This window comes from Anaeromyxobacter oryzisoli, assembly GCF_022690765.1.
In the GTDB taxonomy this organism is placed as follows: Bacteria; Myxococcota; Myxococcia; order Myxococcales; family Anaeromyxobacteraceae; genus Anaeromyxobacter; species Anaeromyxobacter oryzisoli.
Genome location: NZ_JALCZA010000005.1, coordinates 1 through 17,722, shown reverse-complemented (window position 1 = coordinate 17,722; position 17,722 = coordinate 1). Strand labels below are relative to the sequence as shown.

Genomic DNA, 17,722 nt, shown 5'->3' with positions numbered 1-17,722 from the left:
GCGTCATGCCGGCCGTCGCCCGGGAGGCCCGGCTCGCCTCACGCGGCGTGCAGGAAGGCGGACACGAGCCTCTTCCATCCGTCCTCGCCGAGCGCGCCGGGCACCGGGACGACGAGCGCGCCACCGTCGGCCGCGGCGAACCCGAGCTCCTGCTCCACGAACCGCTCGAGCCGCTGCCGCTCCGATCTCATCCAGCCCTCGGCTGCGGCATCGCGCGGCAGCTCCAGGTACCCGCGGTCCGCCGGCTCGAGCCTGAAGAGCCACCCGCCGCCATAGGGCTCGCGCTTCACCAGCCCCGGATCCCACCGCACCCGGCCGTTCACGCGGAGCACCGTCCCGTCCACCGGCGCGCCGAGGCGCACGATGCGCTGCCCGGCCCGAAGCACCGCGATGGGGTCGCCGCGGTGCACGGACATGCCCGGGCGCGGCAGCTCGACCGCGGTCACCGACGGCAGGATGCGCTGCCCGAGATCGTCGAGCCCGACCTCGAGCTCCCCCGGACCGCACGAAGCCAGCCAGGTGTGGTTCGGCGCGTGCCACGCGCCGTGCCGAAGCTCGATGCCGTCCACGCGCGGCACCGCCGCCGCGCGGTGCCGCCGCACGAGATGGATGCTCACCCCGATGATCACCGCCGGCACGAGCAGCACCAGCCCGAGCACGAGGGTCACCCCGAGGCGTGCGACGAGCCCGACCAGGAAGGCGCCAACGGCTTCCAGGATCTCCATCACGGTGGTCACGATGGCCTCCTCTCCCGCGGCGGGCGGCGCGCCCGCGATCTTCGAGCGAGAGGAGGGCAAGCGGCGGGCCAGCCGGGGGACGCGGCCGCAGCCTGCACTTCCAACGGGTTCCCGCAGTGCGGCCGGACGACGCGTGGCGTCTTTCAGCGGTGAGAGGGCACCCCGCAGGGAAAACCGTCGTTGATCCGCGGCGCAAGGGGGCAGTCGTGGAGATCCACAACAGGTGATGAATTCCTCACGACCGAGCGGTCGAGCGCGAGCGCGTCGAAACTTCTCTCGGTCGGGGCCGGCGGGGCCCCGGGGGAGGGCCAGCCAAACTTCTCTCGGTCGGGCTCGAATGCGCGAATGCGCGTGTCGCCGCATGCGCGGCAGGTCGCATCCCGCCCCTCGTGACCCGCCGGCGCGTGCGCCATCAGGTCCGGGTGAAGCGCGGGATGACTCTCCGTGCGGCCGCCTCCTGGGGCCGGAGCGCTGCGAGGGCGAACCGGTGCACGGGGACGGGCACCTGGGCGGCGGCCGCGAGTCGCACGACGGCGCCGACCTGATCGTCGAGCTCGGACGGGCGACCCGCCCCGATGTCGCGCTGCATCGACGCGGTGCCCTCGGCGGGCACGCCGTCGATGATCGCGAGGGTGCGGGCGACCGCGTCGGGCCGCAGCGCGACCCCTCGCGCCCGGCCGACCGCCGCGACCTCCTCGAGGGCCGCCCCGAGGAGCTCCCGGGTCTCCGGTACGCTCCGGACCACTCCGATGGGCGCCCGCGCCAGCGCCGAGACGGCCCCCCAGGGCTCGATGAGCATGAACTTCTCCCAGCTCGCGCGCTCGATGTCGTCGGTCACGCGGGCGCCGACCCCGGCGCGCTCGAGCGCGGCGGCGAGCGCCTCGAGCCGCGGGCTCGGCGCCTTCGCCCGCGCGCCGCGCTCGCCCATCGTGATCCGCGGGTTCGCGCCCACGTGCCGCACCGCGCCCGGCCCGGAGATCCGGGCGAGCACGTTGACGAGCCCACCCGCCACCCGCTCCTCCCCGAGCGCCGCCGCGAGGCGATCCGCCGCCTCGACGCCGTTCTGGAGCGGCACCGCCACGCCGCCATCGGCGAGGAGCGGCGCGAGGCGCGGCGCGAGCTCGCCGACCTGCCAGGCCTTCACCGCGACGAGGACCGCGTCGGCGGCGCCGAGCGCCCCGGGGTCGTCCGAGGCCGCAGCGACCGGCTGCGTGAAGACGCCGAGCGGCGACTCCACCGCGATGCCGGCGGACCGGATCGCCTCGAGCGCCGCCCCGCGGGCGACGACCACGACCTCCTCGCCGGCCCGCGCGAGGAGCGCCGCCACGAGCCCGCCCACGCCGCCGACACCGATCACCGCGATCCGCACGCCGTCCTCCTCCCGCCGGGCGGGCGTCGGCGCGCCCCGCGCCGGTGCCGCCCCGCGCCGTCTCGATCATTCGGGCGACGCCGCGGATTCCCGGACCACGCGGGCCGTCGCCCTCCCGGGCGCGCCCTGCTCCGGGGCGAGCAGCGCCGACGGTGACGCGCCCGCCCGAGCGCAGCGCGGCCCCGCCCGGCGTCGTACCCCACCAGAAGCACGGGCGGCAAGGCTTGCGCGCGGACGCCAGGCCGAACAGCTTGCGGTCCGGAGGTGGACCATGGTGCGCCCCGCTTCGCTCCTCCTCGCCGCGGTCGCCGCGCTCGCGCCCGGGCCGTTCGCGCCCGACGTCCGCGCGGAGGGCCCGAGCGAGGGGACCATCGACGCCGGCGACGCGCGGGTCGAGATCCTCGGAAAGCCCCTGCGGGTGGGCGAGACCATCGAGCTCCCGGAGGGCTTCATCCGCGTCGAGGAGGCCGGCACGGAGGACCTGCAGGTCGGCTCGTTCAGCGTGGTCCCCGCCTCCTCGCTCCGCGCCACCGCCGCGGCGCGGCTGGAGCCGCCCGACCAGGCGCCGCCCCCGCCCGACGCAGGCGCGGCGGCGGCGAGCGCCACGCCACCCGAAGGGCGGGACGCGGCGCGCGCGCCGGAGCTCCCCTGCCGCGCCGAGCGGAGCGCGTACCTGAGCGAGCTGTGGAAGCTGTCGGGGATCGACGCGCGTGACGCGGACGCGCTCCTCGAAGGGCTGGAGGGAGCGGGCCGCGGGCCGCGAACGGGCTTCTACTGGTTCGCGCTCGCGACGGACCCGTTCCGGCCGCTGGCGTGGTCGCCGGAGCTGCGCTCCCGCGCGGACGCGCTCGAGCGATGCGTGCGGGAACACGGCGACGACCGAGCGGTGAGCGGAGGGCGGTAGGCCGAGCCGCGCGGTGCCGTCCCGAAGCTGCCTCGCGCAGCCATCGCGACCCCTCTCCTCGTCCTCGCGCCCGCATGCATGCATCAGTCCCGTGACCGCGCCCGGCGCCCGTGCGCCGTCCCCGGCCCTTCTCCGCCTCCCGCTTTGACGGCTCGTTCCCCTCGTGCTGTCATGCCCTGCGTGGGCCGGCTCGAGCTCCTCGTCCTGTTCCTCACCGGCCTCGCCGCGATCGCGGCGGCCTGGTTCATCCGGACCGGCCTGTGGCGCCGCGCGCGGCTCGGCCTCGTCACCGCGGCCATCTTCGGCGGGCTCGCGCTCCTCTCCCGTCGCGTCGGCCTCGCCGAGCTGGTGGTCCTGGCGGTGATCGTCCTCGTCCCGCTCCTCGTCCTGCCCGCACGCCGGCCGCCCGCGGCGAGCGGCAAGCGCTGAAGGCGGGCGGCTCGTCGGAGGGCGGCGCCAGCGCGAAGGCCCGCCATCAAGCCGCGGCGGACGTGTCGATCGGCGGCTCGGACCGGGTCGCGCGGAGCGCGTCGAGGGCGCGCCGGCCCACCGACGGGCTCGCCCACGCCAGCTCGAGCGGCGAGGAGACGAACGCGTCGGGGACGATCCCGTCGCCGGAGAGGAGCAGGATCCGGTGGCGCGTCGGCTGGACCCCGAGGAACGGCGCGAGGGCGCGGGTGGCCCGGTGGACGAGCTCGGTGCAGGAGAGCCGGCGCAGGTCGTCGAAGTCGAGGTCGAAGTCGTAGCCGCGACCGAGCTGGGCGAGGGCCACCCGGCGCACCAGCGGCCACGCGTCCTGGAAGCGGACCTCGGCGCCGCCCGCGAGCGCGTCCCGCAGCCCCCGCTCCTCGGGCCCGAGCGGACCGGGATCGTCGGAGGGAGCCGCGGGGTCGGCCCGGAGCACCGGGGGGAAGCGCAGGATGGCGAGCCGGTCGCAGCGGCAGAAGTCGAGCACGTCCTCGGTCCGGACGCCCTCGGCGATCGCGTGGATCACCGTCTGCGGCCCGAGGGCGAGGGCGTCGCGGTGGCACGGGGGGACGAGGGCCCGGTCGGCCGCGGTGGTCTCGCCGAGGTAGAGGCCGGCGTGGCTGAACGTGCCGGGGATGAGCTTGCCGTCGAGGTACGCGTCGAAGCCGCGGACGAGCACGTCGCCGGGCCGGACGAGCTCGAGCACCTCCCGCATGTCCCGCCCCTTCACCCGGTACGACCCGGGGTCGTAGACGAGCCAGAGCGGGTACCGGAACACCTTGAGGTCGCCGAGGATCGTGAGGAGCCGGTCCCGGAGGCGCATCTTCACTCCCAGCTCACGTGGTACTCGCTCTCGAGGAACGCCACCTCGCGCCCCTCCACCGTGGGGCTGCGCGCGTCGGTCGGGACGATCGCGCCCCGGATCACCCCCGCGTGGAACGCCGCCGGCATGAAGTCGCGCCGGAAGACGAGGCGCGCGTGCCGCTCGCCGAGCCACTCCACCGTCCGATCCCCGTAGCTCACCGCCGCGCGGTAGCCGGTCGGGCCGGCGCCGACGATCCTCCGCGGGTCGCGCCCGGCCAAGGCGAAGACGGTCCGGCCAATCGTCGAGCCGAGGAAGCTCGAGATGGTGCGGTGCCCGAGCTCGGCCCAGACCGCGTCCACCGAGCCGAGCGCGGGCTCGAGCCAGTCGGCCGCCGCCCAGGCGATCCGGAGGTAGCTCGCCACGGGGTACGAGACGAAGTCCACCCGCGCGCCCTTCCCTTCGGGGTCGCAGGCGCGCGCGGCGGCGTCGCCGAGGTGGTCGCGCACCAGCGCGAACAGCGCGTTGAAGTTCATCCCGCGCGAGGTGTCCGCGTCGGTCGCGGCCCCCACGCGACGCTCGAGATCCCTCGGATCCGCCGGCACGCGTCCTCCCCCTCGCCCCGCGGGGCGAGTCCCGGGGTCATCCCACCACAGTCCGGGCGAGGAGTGGAAGGGTACGTGACGTACCGTGAACGGCCGACGCGGAAAGTTTCCCCAGAGTCGAGGAGGCGGGCGAGCCGCCGCCGGGTGGCCGTTCCCGCGCGCGTGCGTGGGCCGTGGGCGCCCCGCTTCGCCGTTTCACCTCGCCCCGGCGCGGAGGATCGCGACCGATCCCGGGACGCCGGGGAGCAGCGTGACCGACTCGACGAGGGAGATCCGGTGGAAGATCCCCTCCCGCCCGTCGTACGCGGCGGCGAGGTCCTGACCGATGACGGCCCGCGGCCCGGAGGCGGAGCGCATCACCACCACCGCGGCGTCGGAGAGGACGGGGGCCTTCACGATCCCGCCGGCGAACGCGGGCTGGAGCTGCTGGTACGGCGTGAGCCCGCTCGCCGGGTGCGGCCGGAGCAGCGCGTAGTAGCGCACCGGCGCGAGCGCCACCGCGTAGGGCCCATGGCGGCCGGCGCCGTCGAGGCGGATGAGCGCCTCGAGGAGATCGTCGGCGGCCCGGGCGGGATCCGCCCAGTCGCCGGTGCGGAGCTCGAGGGCGCCGGGGTGGCCGAGGAGCCCGATCACCCCGGCGCCGGCGTGACCGTCGAAGAGGACCCGGTCCTCGGCGCGCGCGAGGGCCCGCGCCGCCTCGGCGGCGTCCGTGAGGGTCAGCGGCTCGCCGCGCTGCTCGAGCGCCTCGACGCTGCGCGCGCCCAGGCTGAACGTGCGGTGGAGGACCGGCAGCATCCGCGCCCGCGGGACGTGCACGTGGGTCCGCTCCTCCGCCTCGTCGTCCCCGGGCTGCACCCGCTCGTCCTCCGCGACCCCGGCGCGCGCCTCGAAGCCGAGGGGCCCGATCACCTCGAGCACCCGGCGCGCCGCGCGCACCTCCTCGGCCGCCGCCCGCGCCACGGCGTCGATCTCGTCCCAGACCTCCTGCCCGAACGACGCGTCGCCGCGGTCCTGCCAGTTCATCGCTCCCCCTTCTGCCCGCCCTCGCCCGCGCCGGGCGCGGCGCCGCCGCCCGCCTCCCCGGCCGGCTCCTCGCGCGCGATGGGGCCGGGGCGGCCGACGTGCACCGCCACCTGCCGCTCGAAGGCGACGTCGTGCCGCCGGAGCCACTCCAGGAGCATCATCGCGTGCTCCTTCTCCTCGTCACGGTTGTGCGCCAGGATCCGCTTGAGCTCCGGGTCCTGCGTCGCGTCGATCCGCTGCTGGTACCAGTCGATCGCCTCGAGCTCCTCCTCGAGCGAGACGAGCGCCCGGTGAAGCTCCTTCGTGCGCTGGGTGAGCGCCGCCTCGTCCTCGTGCCAGCCCTGGGAAGCCCCCGCCATGCACGAAGGGGTGGGACGGCAACGAGGTCGCGCCAAGGCCCGGGGCAGGGTCCCGGCCCCGACTTCCGACCGCCGACCGCGGGCCATCCCGGTCGCCCGCTCTACCGCCGATCCGGCCGGCGCCAGGGTGCCGGGGGGGCGGGCCGTGGCACGGACCTCCGGCCATGGCCCTTGGCCGGGGGGCGGGGTCGTGAAAGAACAGGGCCCGTGCAGACGCCGGCCGACTTCCTCGCCCGCTGGCACTACGCCGGGCTGTTCCTCGTGATCCTCGTCGAGGAGGCCGGTGTGCCCCTGCCCGTCCCGGGGGACCTCTTCATCGCGGCGATGGGCGTGCTCGCGCAGTCCGGGGGCGCCGGGTTCGCCCCGACGGCCGCGGTGGTCACCGCCGCGACCGTGATCGGGGCGACCGTGCTCTACCTCGTGTCCCGCCACGCGGGCCGGCCGCTGCTCGTCCGGATCGGCCGTCGCTTCGGGTACACCGAGGCTCGTGAGCAGCGGCTCGAGGCGTGGCTGCTCCGGGGCGGCGCGACCGCGGTCGTCGTCGGGCGGCTCGTCCCCGGCCTCCGCATCGTCATGACGGTGGTCGCGGGCGCCTTGCGGCTCCCGCACCGGACGTTCGCCGCGGGGACGCTCGTCGCGGGCGCGCTCTGGGCGACGCTGTACTTCTGGCTCGGGTACGGGCTCGGCGCGGGGTGGCAGCGGCTCGCCGGGCGCGTCTCGCCCGAGGCGCTCTGGATCGTCGCCGCCCTGGCGATCGCGCTCGCCGCCGCCGTCCTCGCGCGCCGCGCGCGCGCCCGGCGGTCGGCGGCGGCGGCCGCGTCGGTCTCGGCGCCGCTCGACCCCGGCTCCTGACGCGCCGCGCTCGACGCACCGCGCCCGGCGCGAGCGGAGCGCGCCCCGGGAACGCGCCGCCCCGTCGTGGCTCGGCTCCCCGGGTCGCCCCGGCGCGCGCCGCTATGTAGGTTGATCCACGTGGAAGGGATCCTCATCCGCCGCGTCCTGCTCGTGGAGGACGACCCGGAGGTGCGTGACGCGATCCGGCAACTCCTCGTGCACGCGGGCTTCCTGGTCGCGCTCGCGGCCGACGGGGCGGAGGCCTGGGACCTGCTCGGGAGGGGGCCGCGCTTCGCGGCGATCCTGGTGGACCTCTACACGCCCCGGATGACCGGGCACGACCTCGTCGCGCGGGTGCGGCGGACGCCGCGGCTCGCCCACGTCCCCATCATCGCGATGAGCAGCGAGCCCGCCGCGCGCGACCGGCCCGCGGCGGAGGCGTTCCTCGAGAAGCCGTTCTCGCGCGAGCAGCTCGAGTGGGCGCTGCGCGAGGTAGGAGCGAGCTGATCCGTCCTTACGGCTGGGGCTCCACGTGCACGCGCTCGACGTCCCTGGCGCGCCGCTCCCGGACGAGCTCCCTCCAGCGCAGCAGGGCGGGGAGCCCGAAGAGCGCCGCGGCGAGGCAGGCCACCTCGCCGAGATCGGCCAGCACGCCGAACGAGATGAGGGCCTGGTTCCGCGCGATCAGGAGCGACGAGTACCCGATGATCGTGGTGAGCGAGCACAGCGCGACGGCGCCGCCGGTCGTGCGCACGATGTCCGCGATGGAGCGGCCACGATCGAGGCGCCGCCGCTGGAAGATGTTCGTCGCGTAGTCCACGCCGATGCCGAAGGTGATCGGCAGGGCGATGAAGTTCAGCATGTTGAGCCGGAGGTGGAGCGCGCCGGCGAGGCCGCCGAACCAGAGCACCCCCACCGCCAGCGCGGCGAGGACCCACCCGGCGTCGGCGAGCGAGCGGACCGTCCGCCGGCCGAGCCCGAACGCCACGAGCACGAGCAGGACGACGCCGACGAGCGAGAGCAGCGTCGCCCGCGGCCCGTCCTGCTCGATGGAGCGGAGCACGTCGGCGAACACGAGCGTCGAGCTCGCCATCGGCACGTCCGGGAGCGGGACGGCCCGCAGCTCCGCGGCGAACCGCGTCACGTCGAGGCCGTTCCACACGTCCATCCGCTGCGAGGGGTACACGAGGACCGGCGTCCCGACCCGGCCGTCCACCTCGGTGAGCTGGCGGCGCAGCGCCGGCGGGAGGTCCGCCGCGCCGAAGGGGCGCAGCTCCGCGGGCGGCATCACCTGCTGCACCGCGAGCTGCTGCTCGGGCGAGAGGAAGCGCAGGTTCTCGGGCGTGGCGAGGGCGCGGATCTCCCGCACGATCGGCAGCTTCGCCTCCTGATCGGTCGGGACGAGCGACGCGATGGAGAGCACGTGGCCGAAGAAGCCGGCCGGGTTCGCCGCCCGCGCCGCCTCGATCGCGGCCGCGATCCGCCGCGCCTCCGCCTCGTCCCGCCCGAGCAGCACGGTCGGGGAGAGGTGATCGCCGTGCAGCGCGTCCACGCGGGCGTCCCACCAGGCGGGGCCGCCCTCGGCGAGCGCCGACTGATCCCGCAGCTTGCGGAAGTCGTGCTCGATGGGGTCCTTCGCGAAGCGCGCGACGGAGAACGCCGAGGCGACCGAGAGCAGCGCCGCGACGAACGCCGTGAGGCGGGGCGCCCGGTCGACCGCCCTCGACACCGCCTGGGTGAACACCGGGTGCGCGGGGCGTTGCCCGGCCTTCGGGATGGGCGCCCGCCGCTCCCAGGCGAGGACGAGCGGCGGCGTCATGACGTAGGTGAAGATCCAGGACAGCGTCATCCCGATCCCGCCGATGAGCCCGAACTGGTTGAAGCCGCGGAAGTCGGTGGACAGGAGCGACCCGTAGGAGACGCCGGCCGCGAGGGCGGCGGTGAGCGTCGCGAGCCAGGTGGCGGACACCGCGGTCTTCATCGCGGGGAGCGGGGCCTGCCCCTGGCGCCGCTCCTCGAGGTACCGCGCGAACAGGATGAGCCCGACGTTGATCCCGTTCCCGACCACGATCGAGCCGAGGAACGCGGTGTTCGAGTTCAGGTGGCCGACGACCAGCTCGGCGATCCCGAACGTCGCGAAGGTCCCGGCGAGGAGCGGGATCCCCACGGCGAAGATCGCCTTCCAGGTCCGGTTGTAGATCGCCACCGCGGCCGCGACCGCGGCGAGGACGAGGACGGTCGCCCAGATCAGGTCCTCGGCGAGGGCGCCGTGCTCGAGGATGTTCGAGGCGACGTAGCCGCCGTAGCCGACCTCGACGCCCTTCTCGGCGGGCCGGAGCTCGGCGACGGCCTTCTTCACGTACCGGTCGAGCGCGGTGACCTGGGTGTAGTCGTCGGGCTGCGCCCCGAGCCGGATGACCATCGCGAGCGCGGTCATGGTCTCGCCGGGGCGGTGCCCCGGGACCTCGCCCATCACGTAGCCGCTCGGGAACTTGCCGAGGACGTCCCGCCGCTCGCGTGCGATCTCCGCGAGCAGCCCCTCGACGTCCGGCGCGGCCCCCTCCGCCTCCCCGGCCGCGCGGGCCCGCTCCCAGGTCACCCGGGCCGCCAGGGTGTCGCGCAGGCGCACCAGCTCCGGCCGCGAGAGGAACAGGAGCAGGCGCGGCTTGAAGAAGTCGCGGGTCTCGTCCACCCGGTACTCGACCCAGCGCACGAGGCCGTCCGGCGCCGCCTCGAGCTTCTCGGCGAGATCGTCGGCGAGGAGCTGGAGATCGAGCGGGTCCTTGCCCGCCAGGACGACGGTCTCCTCGGCGTAGCCGCCGACCCGCGCGGTCACCGTGGCGAGATCTCGCGAGCTCCGGCTGTTCGCCGGGAGCAGCTCCGCCATGTCGGGGCGCAGATCGGTGTACAGGCGCACCGCCCCCACCAGACCCGCCAGGGCGGCGATCGCGCACGCGGCGAGGATGAGGCCGCGGCGGCGGTCGGCGAGCTCGACCCAGCGATCCGAGAGGCGCATGGTGGACGTGTTCTTCTCCTGCCCGGCAGGCCGGGCGCAAGCGGCATCGTGCAGACTACCGCCGCGGGGATCGGCCGATTCCCGTGGCCTCGACCCCCGGATCCCCCGCCCGGACGGCGGCCAGGCGAGGGCCGGCTGGGCCGAGCTCGAGGTACTCGAGGACGTCGTCGTGGAGCGAGCCGGCGTTCGCGTAGCGGTCGCCCGGGGCGAGGTGGGCGGCGTGCACGTGCCCGAACACGCCGAGGTCGGCCCCCTCGCGCTCGATCCGCGCGAGGCACCGCGCCCGGAACACCGCGAGCATCCGGTCCTCGGCGACGGCGCGCACGGTCGCCTCGGCGAGCCGGGCCGCCCCGCGGACGAGCGCGAGCCGGCCGAAGCGCCGGGAGATGCCGTCGCCCAGCCGGCCGATCGCCGAGCTGCTCACCGGGTCCACGGCGTCCCCGTGCATCACGAGCACGCGCCCGGCGCAGGTCGCCTCGAGGACGAGCCGCGCCTCGCCCGCGTCCGGATCGTGGTTGCCGCGGGTCCGGCGGAGCCGCCCCGCCGCGCGGAGCGCGTCGAGGGCCTCGACGACCTCGGGGTGAGCGGCCTCGGCACGCCCGGCGCCGGCGAACAGGTCGTCGAAGACGTCGCCGTTCAGGACGACCTGGGCGCCGTCCTCTCGCGCGCGGACGAGGAAGGCCCGGGCGAGCCGGCCGTGCGCCGGCGGGCTCCCGGGCGCGAGGTGCCAGTCGCTCGCGATCCGGACGACCGTCACGGCCGCTTCCCGCGCCGCGCCCGCAGCCCGTCGTACAGGGCCTGGGTCCGCTCCCAGGCGAGGGCGTGGAGGGGCTTCACCACCGCCGGATCGCGCGCCCGCTCCGGCGCGCGCTGGACCGGGATCGGCTCGCCGAGCACCATGTCGAACCGGGCCGGGAGCGGGAGCGGCGACCAGAAGGAGAGCCTCTTCCAGCGGAAGCCCGGGTAGGCCTCGGCGCCGCCCACGATGGCGAACGGGACGATCGGCGCGCCGGTCCGCAGCGCGAGCCGGACGAAGCCGTACCGCCCCTCCCAGCGCAGCCGGTAGAAGTCCCGCGCCGGCTGCGCCTCGCGCATCCCGCCCGGCGTGACGAGGAGCTGCTCCCCGCGCTCGAGCACCGCGACGCAGGCGTCCTCGCTCGTGCCGATGGTGCCCGCGAACTGCTTCACCGTGGGCAACCCCGGGAGCGCCCGCTCGATCTTCGAGTCCGCCGCGACGATCCGCATGCCGGTGAACCCGCGCCCGGTCTCGTGGAACTCCTTCCAGCCGAGCTGGTAGCAGGCGAGGACGAGATCGACGACGAGGTACCCCGCCCCGTGGAGCGCGACGTAGATGCAGGGGCCCTTCGGCGGCGGGCCGCCGGCGAGGTGGAGCCGGTGGTAGCGCGTCATCGCCCGGGCCCAGGGCAGGATGAGCCCGCGATAGAACCAGTGCTCGGGGTCGAGGCGCGGGGGGGCGCCGTCGGGGAGATCGCTCACGTGAGGCTCCAGGGCTTGCGGCGCGCGGCTGTGGCCGCGTCGAGGAGCGCCTGCGTCGCGACCGCGGCCTCGCCGGAGAACGCGGCGATCGCGGCGGCGTCCTCGTCCGACGGGGGCGCGAGCGGCGCGCCGAACCAGAGATCGAGGGGCACCGGGAGCGGCACGGGCGGCAGCCAGAGCGAGCCGCGCGTGCCGAGCCGCAGCCGGCCCGGGTGCTGCTGGTCCGCCCCGGCGATGGCGACGGGGACGACCGGCGCGCCCGCCCGCGCGGCGATCCGGGCGAAGCCGTGCCGGCCCTTCCAATCGAGGCGGTCCGGGGGCCCGTACAGCTCGCGCCCGCCCCCGGGGAACACGAGCACCGACTCGCCGCCCCGGAGCGCGTCGAGCGCCGCCTCCTCGGTGGCCTCGATGGTGCCGACGTGGCGCCGCACCCAGCTCGTGACGGGCAGGCGGTGCAGCGAGGTGCCGCGCTTCTCCATCGGGCGGAAGGGGATCCGGTCCTCGTCCCAGAAGGTGAGGAGGCCGAGCAGCATGGTCTCGAAGTAGAGCCAGGTGCGCGGGTGCTTCGCGACGTACACGAGCGGACGGTCCCGCGGGATCGCCTCGAGGCCGTGCACGCGCGGCCGGTACCAGAGCTTGAGCGCCCGGACGAGCGGGATGAGCACGGCCTTCTGCCGCCAGGTCCGGGGGAACTTCGAGTCGCCCATCGCCGTCACCCGATCTCGCGGTGCAGCCCGGTCGGCGCGAGCGCCGCCGCCCCGACGTCGGCCGCGCGCAGCGCCGAGCGGTAGACGTGGAGCACCCGCCCGGCGACGCGCGTCCAGCAGAGGGCGTCCGCCCGGGCGCGGCCGCGCGCGACGAGCTTCGCGCGGAGCTCGGGGTCCTGGCCCGCCCGCCAGAGCGCGACGGCGAGCTGCCCCGGATCGCCGGCCGGCGCCAGGAGCGCCGCCCCGCGCGCCGCCTCGGCGTACCCCGGGAGGTCGCTCGCCACCACCGGGCAGCCCGCCGCCATCGCCTCGACGAGCACCATCCCGAAGCTCTCGCCGCCGAGCGACGGGGCGCAGAACACGTCGCTCGCCCGGTAGCGCGCGGCGAGCTCCGCGTCCGGCAGCCTCCCGTGGAAGCGCACCCCGAGCCGGTGCGCCCGCCGCTCGAACTTCTCGAGGGGACCGGCGCCCACCACGTCCACCTCGACCGGGCGCCCCTGGGCCCGGAGCAGCGTCACCGCGTCGAGCAGGACCGAGAAGCCCTTCCGCGGCTCGCCGTAGCGCCCGACGAAGAGGACGTGGAGCGGCCGCCCCGGCGCGCGCGGCGCCGCGGCGTCTCCGCCGGGCGCGCTCGCGAACCGGGACACGTCCACGCCGTTCGGGATGACCGCGGTGCGCCCGCGGTAGATCGTCCGCGAGAAGCGCTTCGCCTCGCGCGAGACCGCGATGCCGAAGGCGATGCGGGAGAGGCCGCCGGACGCGACGCGCCGGAGCACCTTCTGGAGCGGCAGCTCCCGCTCGGCGTTGGCGTGGAAGGTCGCGACGACGGGCACCTCCGCGAACCGGAGCGCGTGGCGTCCGGGCCCCGGCACGATCGGCTCGTGCACGTGGACGAGGTCGAACGCGTTCGCCTCGAGGAAGGCCCGCGTCGCGCGGGGCGAGACGAGGAGGCCGATCCGCGCCACCGAGCCGTTCGCCCGCACCGGCACGACGCCCGGGAGCCCCTCGCAGCCGTCGGGGACCTTGCCGCTCGCGGGCCCGATCACGCGGGCGCCGTGCCCGAGCGCGACGAGCGCGCGCGCCAGGCTCACGGCGTGGCGGTTCACGCCGCCCTCGAAGGCGAGGTCGTAGGGCGTGACGATGCAGACCCGCACGAGCGCTACCGGACGCCCTCCGGCGGGGTGCCCGGCGCTTCGGCGCCGGCGTCCCCGCGCCGGAGGAGGTGGTGGATGACGACCAGCCGGCCGAGGGCGGTCGCGCCGGCCCCTACCGTCACGAGCGCGCAGCCGCCCTCGACGAGGGTGACCGCGTTCTGCGGGTCGAGGAACGGCGCGACCAGCAGCGTCGCCATGAGGATCACGAGCCGGTGCGGCCGCTCGAGGCCGAAGCTCGGGCAGGACACCCCGAGCCCCTCGCCGCGCGCGCGCGCGTAGCTCACCATGAGCGAGGCGGAGAGCGCCGCCACCGCCCACCCCACGCCCGCGCGATCGGGGAACGCGACCGCGAGCCCCGCGAACAGGGCGATCTCCGAGATCCGGTCCAGGTTCGAGTCGAGGAACGCGCCGGCGGGGCTCTGCTGCCCGGTGGAGCGCGCGAGCTCCCCGTCGAGGAGATCCCCGATCGACCCCCAAACGAGGAGGAGCCCGGCCCAGCCCCAGGCGCCGTACGACGCGGCGACGCCGGAGGCCACGTTCAGGACGAGCCCGTACCCGGTGAGCACGTTCGGCGTGAGGCCGAGCCGCGCCGCCGCGTCGTGCATCGGGCGGGTGACCCAGTACGCCCAGCCGCCGAGCACCGCGATGGGGCCGCGGTACCCGGCGAGCCGCGCGGGGCGCGGCGGCCGGGCGAGGGCGTAGGCCACGGCCGTCGCGACGCCGACGGCGACGTGGAGGAGGATCGCGACGGCGGCGCTCTCGGTCATGCGAACGCGGGCTCTCCCGCCCTCGCTACCCGACCGCGCTCTTCGCCGCCGCGGCGGCGGCCTCGGCGAACTTCGCGAGCTGCGCGTGCAGGATGGCCTGCTGCTGGAAGAGGTCGTGCACGGGCTTGCCCGACGCGGTGACCGGGCTCTTGAAGAAGAAGGAGAGCCACTCCTGCGGCCCCTTGCCGCCGGCGCGCTGGCCGAGGTCGGCGAGGAGCGCGAGGTCCATCGCGAGCGGGGCCGCGAGGATCGAGTCGCGGCACTGGAAGTTCACCTTGATGTGCATCGGGTAGCCGAGCCACCCGAAGATGTCGATGGCGTCCCACCCTTCCTTGTTGTCGCCGCGGGGCGGGTAGTAGTGGATCGTGACCTTGTGGTCGATGTCCCCGTAGAGCTCCGGGTGCTGCTTGGGGATGAGGATCGAGTCGAGCACGCTGAGCTTCGAGACCTCCTTCGTCTTGAAGCTCGCGGCGTCGTCGAGCACCTCGCCGTCGCGGTTGCCCAGGATGTTCGTGGAGAACCAGCCCTCGAGGCCGAGGAGGCGCGCGTGCAGCATCGGCGCGATCGTCGTCTTCATCAGGGTCTGGCCGGTCTTGAAGTCCTTGCCGCCGGTCGCGACGCCCTCCCGCTCGGCGAGCTCCTGGAGCGCGGGCGTGTCCTGGGAGAGGTTCGGCGCCCCGTTCATGAACGGGATGCCGCACTTGATCGCGGCGTACGCGTAGATCATCGAGGGGGCGATCGTCGCGTCGTTCTTGTCGAGCGCGGCCTCGAACGCCTTGATCGACTGGTGCGCGGGGCCGGCCTGGACGTAGACCTCGGTCGAGCCGGTCCACACCATCACGCCGCGGGCGCAGCGGTGCTTCTCGAGGAAGCCCTTGATGTCGGCCTGGAGCGCCTCCGCCTTCTCGCGGAGCGTGCCCTTCTTCACGTTCGGCCCGTCGAGCCGGCGCACCCAGTTCTTGTCGAAGACCGCCGGCATCGGGCGGATCGCCTGGAGCTCGTCCTTGAGCGGGTCGAGGTGCTCGCGCCGGAGGACCTTCGCGCGCAACGCCGCGGCGTACACGTCGTCGGGGATGGGGTCCCAGCCGCCGAACACGAGGTCGTCGAACGACGCGAGCGGCAGGATGTCACGGAGCTGCGGCCCGTGGCGGCCGTCCGGCTCCATGAGGTGCCCGAGCTGCGTGAGGCTGCCCACCGGCGCGGCGAGCTTCTTCTTCACCGCGTGGACACCCGCGATGGCGGTGGTCGCGACGGCGCCCATGCCCGGCATGAGGACCGCGAGCTTCTCGCCCTTCGGCAGGGGCTTCAGACCAGAGACGACTTTCATGTGCACCTCTGGGCGGCGGCCGCGAGGGGCGCGGCGCATTCTTCCGCCCGGGTTTTCAGGCGCCTCCGCGGCCACCCGCGACGCGTCATCGGCAGACCCTGCCGGTGGCGGGTTTCTACCGCAAGGAGAGCCGTCAAGGAAGAGTCGAGGTGGCCGTCCGGACGACGGGAGCCGCGCGGAGCGGCGCGGTCGGGCTCGCCGCGGCGGGGGAAAGCTCGACGCTGGGTTCGTGCCGGGAGGTGGTCAGGGGTGCTCGCCGCCCCGCGAGATCCCCTGGCGCGGCCGGTGGCGGGCCGCCAGACTTCCAGGGTAGCCTCGCGCGGCGGGCCCGGGCGCCCCCAGGTTGCGCCCCCTTGGCCCCGGCGGCGAGGCGAGGAGCGCGTGCGCAGCGGACACGACCGGATCCTCGCCGCCATCGACGTCGGCACCAACGCGGTCCGGCTCGAGATCGCGCGCGTCCTCTCCGACGGCTCGCTCGAGACGCTTCACCAGGAGCGCGACCCGGTGCGCCCGGGCGAGGGCGTCTTCGCGAGCGGCGTCCTGGCGCGGCCGGTGGCGGACCGGCTGCTCGGGACGCTCCGGCGCTACGCCGTGCTGTGCCTCCGCTACCGGGCGCGGGTCCGCGCCGTCGCGACCAGCGCCGTGCGGGAGGCGCGGAACCGCGACGCCGTGGTCCGGCGCGTCCGCGACGAGGCGGGGCTCACCCTGGAGGTGGTCTCCGGTCGCGAGGAGGCCCGGCTGATCTGCCTCGGCGTCCTCGCGGGGCGACCGCCCACCTCGCGCGCGCTCGTCGTGGACATCGGCGGAGGCTCCACCGAGATCGCGCCCGCGGTCGGCGAGAAGCCCACCGCCCTGTTCAGCGTCGGCCTGGGCGCGGTGCGGCTCACCGAGATCTTCGCCTCCTCGGGCCGGGTCTCGCGCGAGCGGCTCGCCGTGATGCGGAGCTTCGCGGCCGAGGCGTTCCGCGACTCGCTCCCCGCGGACCTCCCCCGCTTCCGCCACGCGCTCGGCAGCTCCGGGACGATCAACGCCATCGTGGCGGCGCACGGCGACGGGCGGCGCCTCACGCTGCGGGCCCTCGACCGGGCCGTGGCCGGGATGGCCGACATGAGCCTCGCCGAGCGGCGGCGGCGGTTCGAGCCGAAGCGGGCGGAGATCGTCGTCGCGGGGGCGGTGATCCTCGAGACCGCGATGCGCCACCTGCGGCTCGAGCGGATCGTCTCGGTGGACACCGGCCTCCGGGACGGGATCCTGCGCGACCTGGCCCGCCGGTCCCCCGGCGCGGCCGCGGCGGCCGCGGCGGACCGGACCGAGGCCGTGCTCGCCCTGGGGCGACGGTTCGGGTTCGACGAGGCGCACGCGCGGCAGGTGGCGCGGCTCGCCCTCGCGCTGTTCGACCAGCTCGCCGGCGTGCACGCCCTCGCGGCGAGCGCGCGCGGCCTCCTCGAGGCCGCGGCGCTGCTCCACGACCTCGGCCACGCCGTCTCGCCGAACCGGCACCACAAGCACACCTATTATCTCGTCGTGAACGCCGACATCCCGGGCTTCTCCGACGAGGAGCGGCGGCTCGTCGCGCTGGTCGCCCGGTACCACCGCCGCAGCCCGCCCGAGCGCCACCGCGAGGACCTCGAGGACCTGTCGCCCGGCGACTTCCGCACGGTCCGCCGCCTCGTCGCGCTCCTGCGGATCGCCGACGCCCTCGACCGGAGCCATCACCAGCCGGTGGTGGAGCTCCGGGCGGCGGCGGCGCGGCGCGCGGTCCGGGTGGCCGTCCGGAGCCGCGGGGCGGTGGACCTCGAGCTGTGGGACGTCGCCCGCGAGGCGCGCCTCTTCCGCGCGGCGCTCGGGCGCCGCGTGGAGGTCGTCGCCCGCCGGGGAGGCATCACCGGGTCGCGTTGACGCTGCGTACGAGCGGGAAGCTTGCCGGCGCCGGCCCGGCCGGCATAGCCTCGGCGCGTGCACGCCGCGCTCGCCGCCCTCCTCGCCGCGCTGGCGCGCCAGGTGGCGCCGGCCGCGGCGGCCGTGAACCCGCCGCAGGCCGCGATCGCGCTGCCAGCGCAGACCTCCTCCACGGCCTCCTCCCAGGCCTCCTTCCAAGCTCCGTGGCGCGCGGTCGCCCGCGCCCTCGCCGCGGCCCCCGCCGGCGGCGCCCG

At 75.8% G+C, this 17,722-nt stretch carries 18 protein-coding genes and 1 pseudogene; 6 read left to right on the top strand and 13 right to left on the bottom strand.

The annotated features are described in order from the left end of the window. Nucleotides 1-38 precede the first annotated feature (38 nt). Both MNZ27_RS02670 and MNZ27_RS02665 read right to left on the bottom strand, forming a co-directional pair. Entirely contained in the window at nt 39-737 is a 699-nt protein-coding gene (locus MNZ27_RS02670) for a glycine cleavage system protein H (protein ID WP_242392482.1), read from the bottom strand. A gap of 412 nt (nt 738-1,149) precedes the next feature. Then, entirely contained in the window at nt 1,150-2,106 is a 957-nt protein-coding gene (locus tag MNZ27_RS02665; RefSeq protein WP_242392481.1) for a ketopantoate reductase family protein, read from the bottom strand. 271 nt (nt 2,107-2,377) lie between these two features. Here MNZ27_RS02665 and MNZ27_RS02660 point away from each other — a divergent pair, with 271 nt between their 5' ends. Both MNZ27_RS02660 and MNZ27_RS02655 read left to right on the top strand, forming a co-directional pair. Then, nucleotides 2,378-3,010 carry a hypothetical protein gene (locus MNZ27_RS02660; protein ID WP_242392480.1) on the top strand — a complete coding sequence of 211 codons (633 nt, stop codon included), beginning with the start codon at nt 2,378-2,380 and terminating at the stop codon, nt 3,008-3,010. Between the two features lie 171 nt (nt 3,011-3,181). Continuing rightward, entirely contained in the window at nt 3,182-3,439 is a 258-nt protein-coding gene (locus MNZ27_RS02655) for a hypothetical protein (protein ID WP_242392479.1), read from the top strand. A gap of 46 nt (nt 3,440-3,485) precedes the next feature. On the opposite strand, the gene MNZ27_RS02650 is transcribed toward MNZ27_RS02655, so the two are convergent. The 4 genes from MNZ27_RS02650 to MNZ27_RS02635 all read right to left on the bottom strand — a co-directional run bounded on the left by MNZ27_RS02650 (nt 3,486) and on the right by MNZ27_RS02635 (nt 6,267). Next, nucleotides 3,486-4,307 (bottom strand): C40 family peptidase, encoded by an 822-nt coding sequence (locus MNZ27_RS02650; RefSeq protein ID WP_242392478.1) that lies wholly within the window; start codon nt 4,305-4,307, stop codon nt 3,486-3,488. After that, nucleotides 4,304-4,885 carry a TIGR02265 family protein gene (locus MNZ27_RS02645; protein WP_242392477.1) on the bottom strand — a complete coding sequence of 194 codons (582 nt, stop codon included), beginning with the start codon at nt 4,883-4,885 and terminating at the stop codon, nt 4,304-4,306. The genes MNZ27_RS02650 and MNZ27_RS02645 overlap by 4 nt, the downstream gene beginning before the upstream one ends. 195 nt (nt 4,886-5,080) lie before the next feature. Next, entirely contained in the window at nt 5,081-5,908 is an 828-nt protein-coding gene (locus tag MNZ27_RS02640; protein ID WP_242392476.1) for a family 1 encapsulin nanocompartment shell protein, read from the bottom strand. Continuing rightward, nucleotides 5,905-6,267 carry an encapsulin-associated ferritin-like protein gene (locus MNZ27_RS02635; protein ID WP_242392475.1) on the bottom strand — a complete coding sequence of 121 codons (363 nt, stop codon included), beginning with the start codon at nt 6,265-6,267 and terminating at the stop codon, nt 5,905-5,907. The genes MNZ27_RS02640 and MNZ27_RS02635 overlap by 4 nt, the downstream gene beginning before the upstream one ends. Nucleotides 6,268-6,474: 207 nt before the next feature. On the opposite strand from MNZ27_RS02635, the gene MNZ27_RS02630 reads away from it, so the two are divergent. Both MNZ27_RS02630 and MNZ27_RS02625 read left to right on the top strand, forming a co-directional pair. After that, nucleotides 6,475-7,119 (top strand): DedA family protein, encoded by a 645-nt coding sequence (locus MNZ27_RS02630; RefSeq protein WP_242392474.1) that lies wholly within the window; start codon nt 6,475-6,477, stop codon nt 7,117-7,119. Nucleotides 7,120-7,239: 120 nt separating this feature from the next. Next, complete coding sequence (locus MNZ27_RS02625) at nt 7,240-7,608, top strand: response regulator (RefSeq protein WP_242392473.1); 369 nt, start codon at nt 7,240-7,242, stop codon at nt 7,606-7,608. A gap of 7 nt (nt 7,609-7,615) precedes the next feature. Here MNZ27_RS02625 and MNZ27_RS02620 read toward each other — a convergent pair whose 3' ends face one another. The 7 genes from MNZ27_RS02620 to MNZ27_RS02590 are packed head-to-tail and all read right to left on the bottom strand — an operon-like array spanning nt 7,616 to nt 15,569. After that, nucleotides 7,616-10,117 carry an MMPL family transporter gene (locus MNZ27_RS02620; protein WP_242392472.1) on the bottom strand — a complete coding sequence of 834 codons (2,502 nt, stop codon included), beginning with the start codon at nt 10,115-10,117 and terminating at the stop codon, nt 7,616-7,618. Between the two features lie 55 nt (nt 10,118-10,172). Then, entirely contained in the window at nt 10,173-10,874 is a 702-nt protein-coding gene (locus MNZ27_RS02615; RefSeq protein WP_242392471.1) for a metallophosphoesterase, read from the bottom strand. Beyond that, nucleotides 10,871-11,614, bottom strand: coding sequence for a lysophospholipid acyltransferase family protein (locus tag MNZ27_RS02610; RefSeq protein ID WP_242392470.1), 744 nt, complete (start codon nt 11,612-11,614; stop codon nt 10,871-10,873). Before MNZ27_RS02610 ends, MNZ27_RS02615 begins: the two co-directional genes overlap by 4 nt. Continuing rightward, nucleotides 11,611-12,321, bottom strand: coding sequence for a 1-acyl-sn-glycerol-3-phosphate acyltransferase (locus MNZ27_RS02605; RefSeq protein ID WP_242392469.1), 711 nt, complete (start codon nt 12,319-12,321; stop codon nt 11,611-11,613). Before MNZ27_RS02605 ends, MNZ27_RS02610 begins: the two co-directional genes overlap by 4 nt. Before the next feature lie 5 nt (nt 12,322-12,326). Then, nucleotides 12,327-13,475: a glycosyltransferase family 4 protein gene (locus MNZ27_RS02600; protein WP_242392468.1), complete on the bottom strand. Its 1,149-nt coding sequence runs from the start codon at nt 13,473-13,475 to the stop codon at nt 12,327-12,329. A gap of 5 nt (nt 13,476-13,480) precedes the next feature. Further along, on the bottom strand, nt 13,481-14,242 hold the full coding sequence (locus tag MNZ27_RS02595) for a CDP-alcohol phosphatidyltransferase family protein (protein WP_242392467.1): 762 nt from the start codon (nt 14,240-14,242) through the stop codon (nt 13,481-13,483). Between the two features lie 25 nt (nt 14,243-14,267). Continuing rightward, on the bottom strand, nt 14,268-15,569 hold the full coding sequence (locus MNZ27_RS02590) for an inositol-3-phosphate synthase (RefSeq protein ID WP_242392466.1): 1,302 nt from the start codon (nt 15,567-15,569) through the stop codon (nt 14,268-14,270). 381 nt (nt 15,570-15,950) lie between these two features. Between MNZ27_RS02590 and MNZ27_RS02585 the strand changes: the two genes are divergently transcribed. Both MNZ27_RS02585 and MNZ27_RS02580 read left to right on the top strand, forming a co-directional pair. Next, nucleotides 15,951-17,468: a Ppx/GppA phosphatase family protein gene (locus MNZ27_RS02585; protein WP_242392465.1), complete on the top strand. Its 1,518-nt coding sequence runs from the start codon at nt 15,951-15,953 to the stop codon at nt 17,466-17,468. 57 nt (nt 17,469-17,525) lie between these two features. Beyond that, nucleotides 17,526-17,722, top strand: a pseudogene (locus MNZ27_RS02580) (hypothetical protein); the annotation flags it as partial.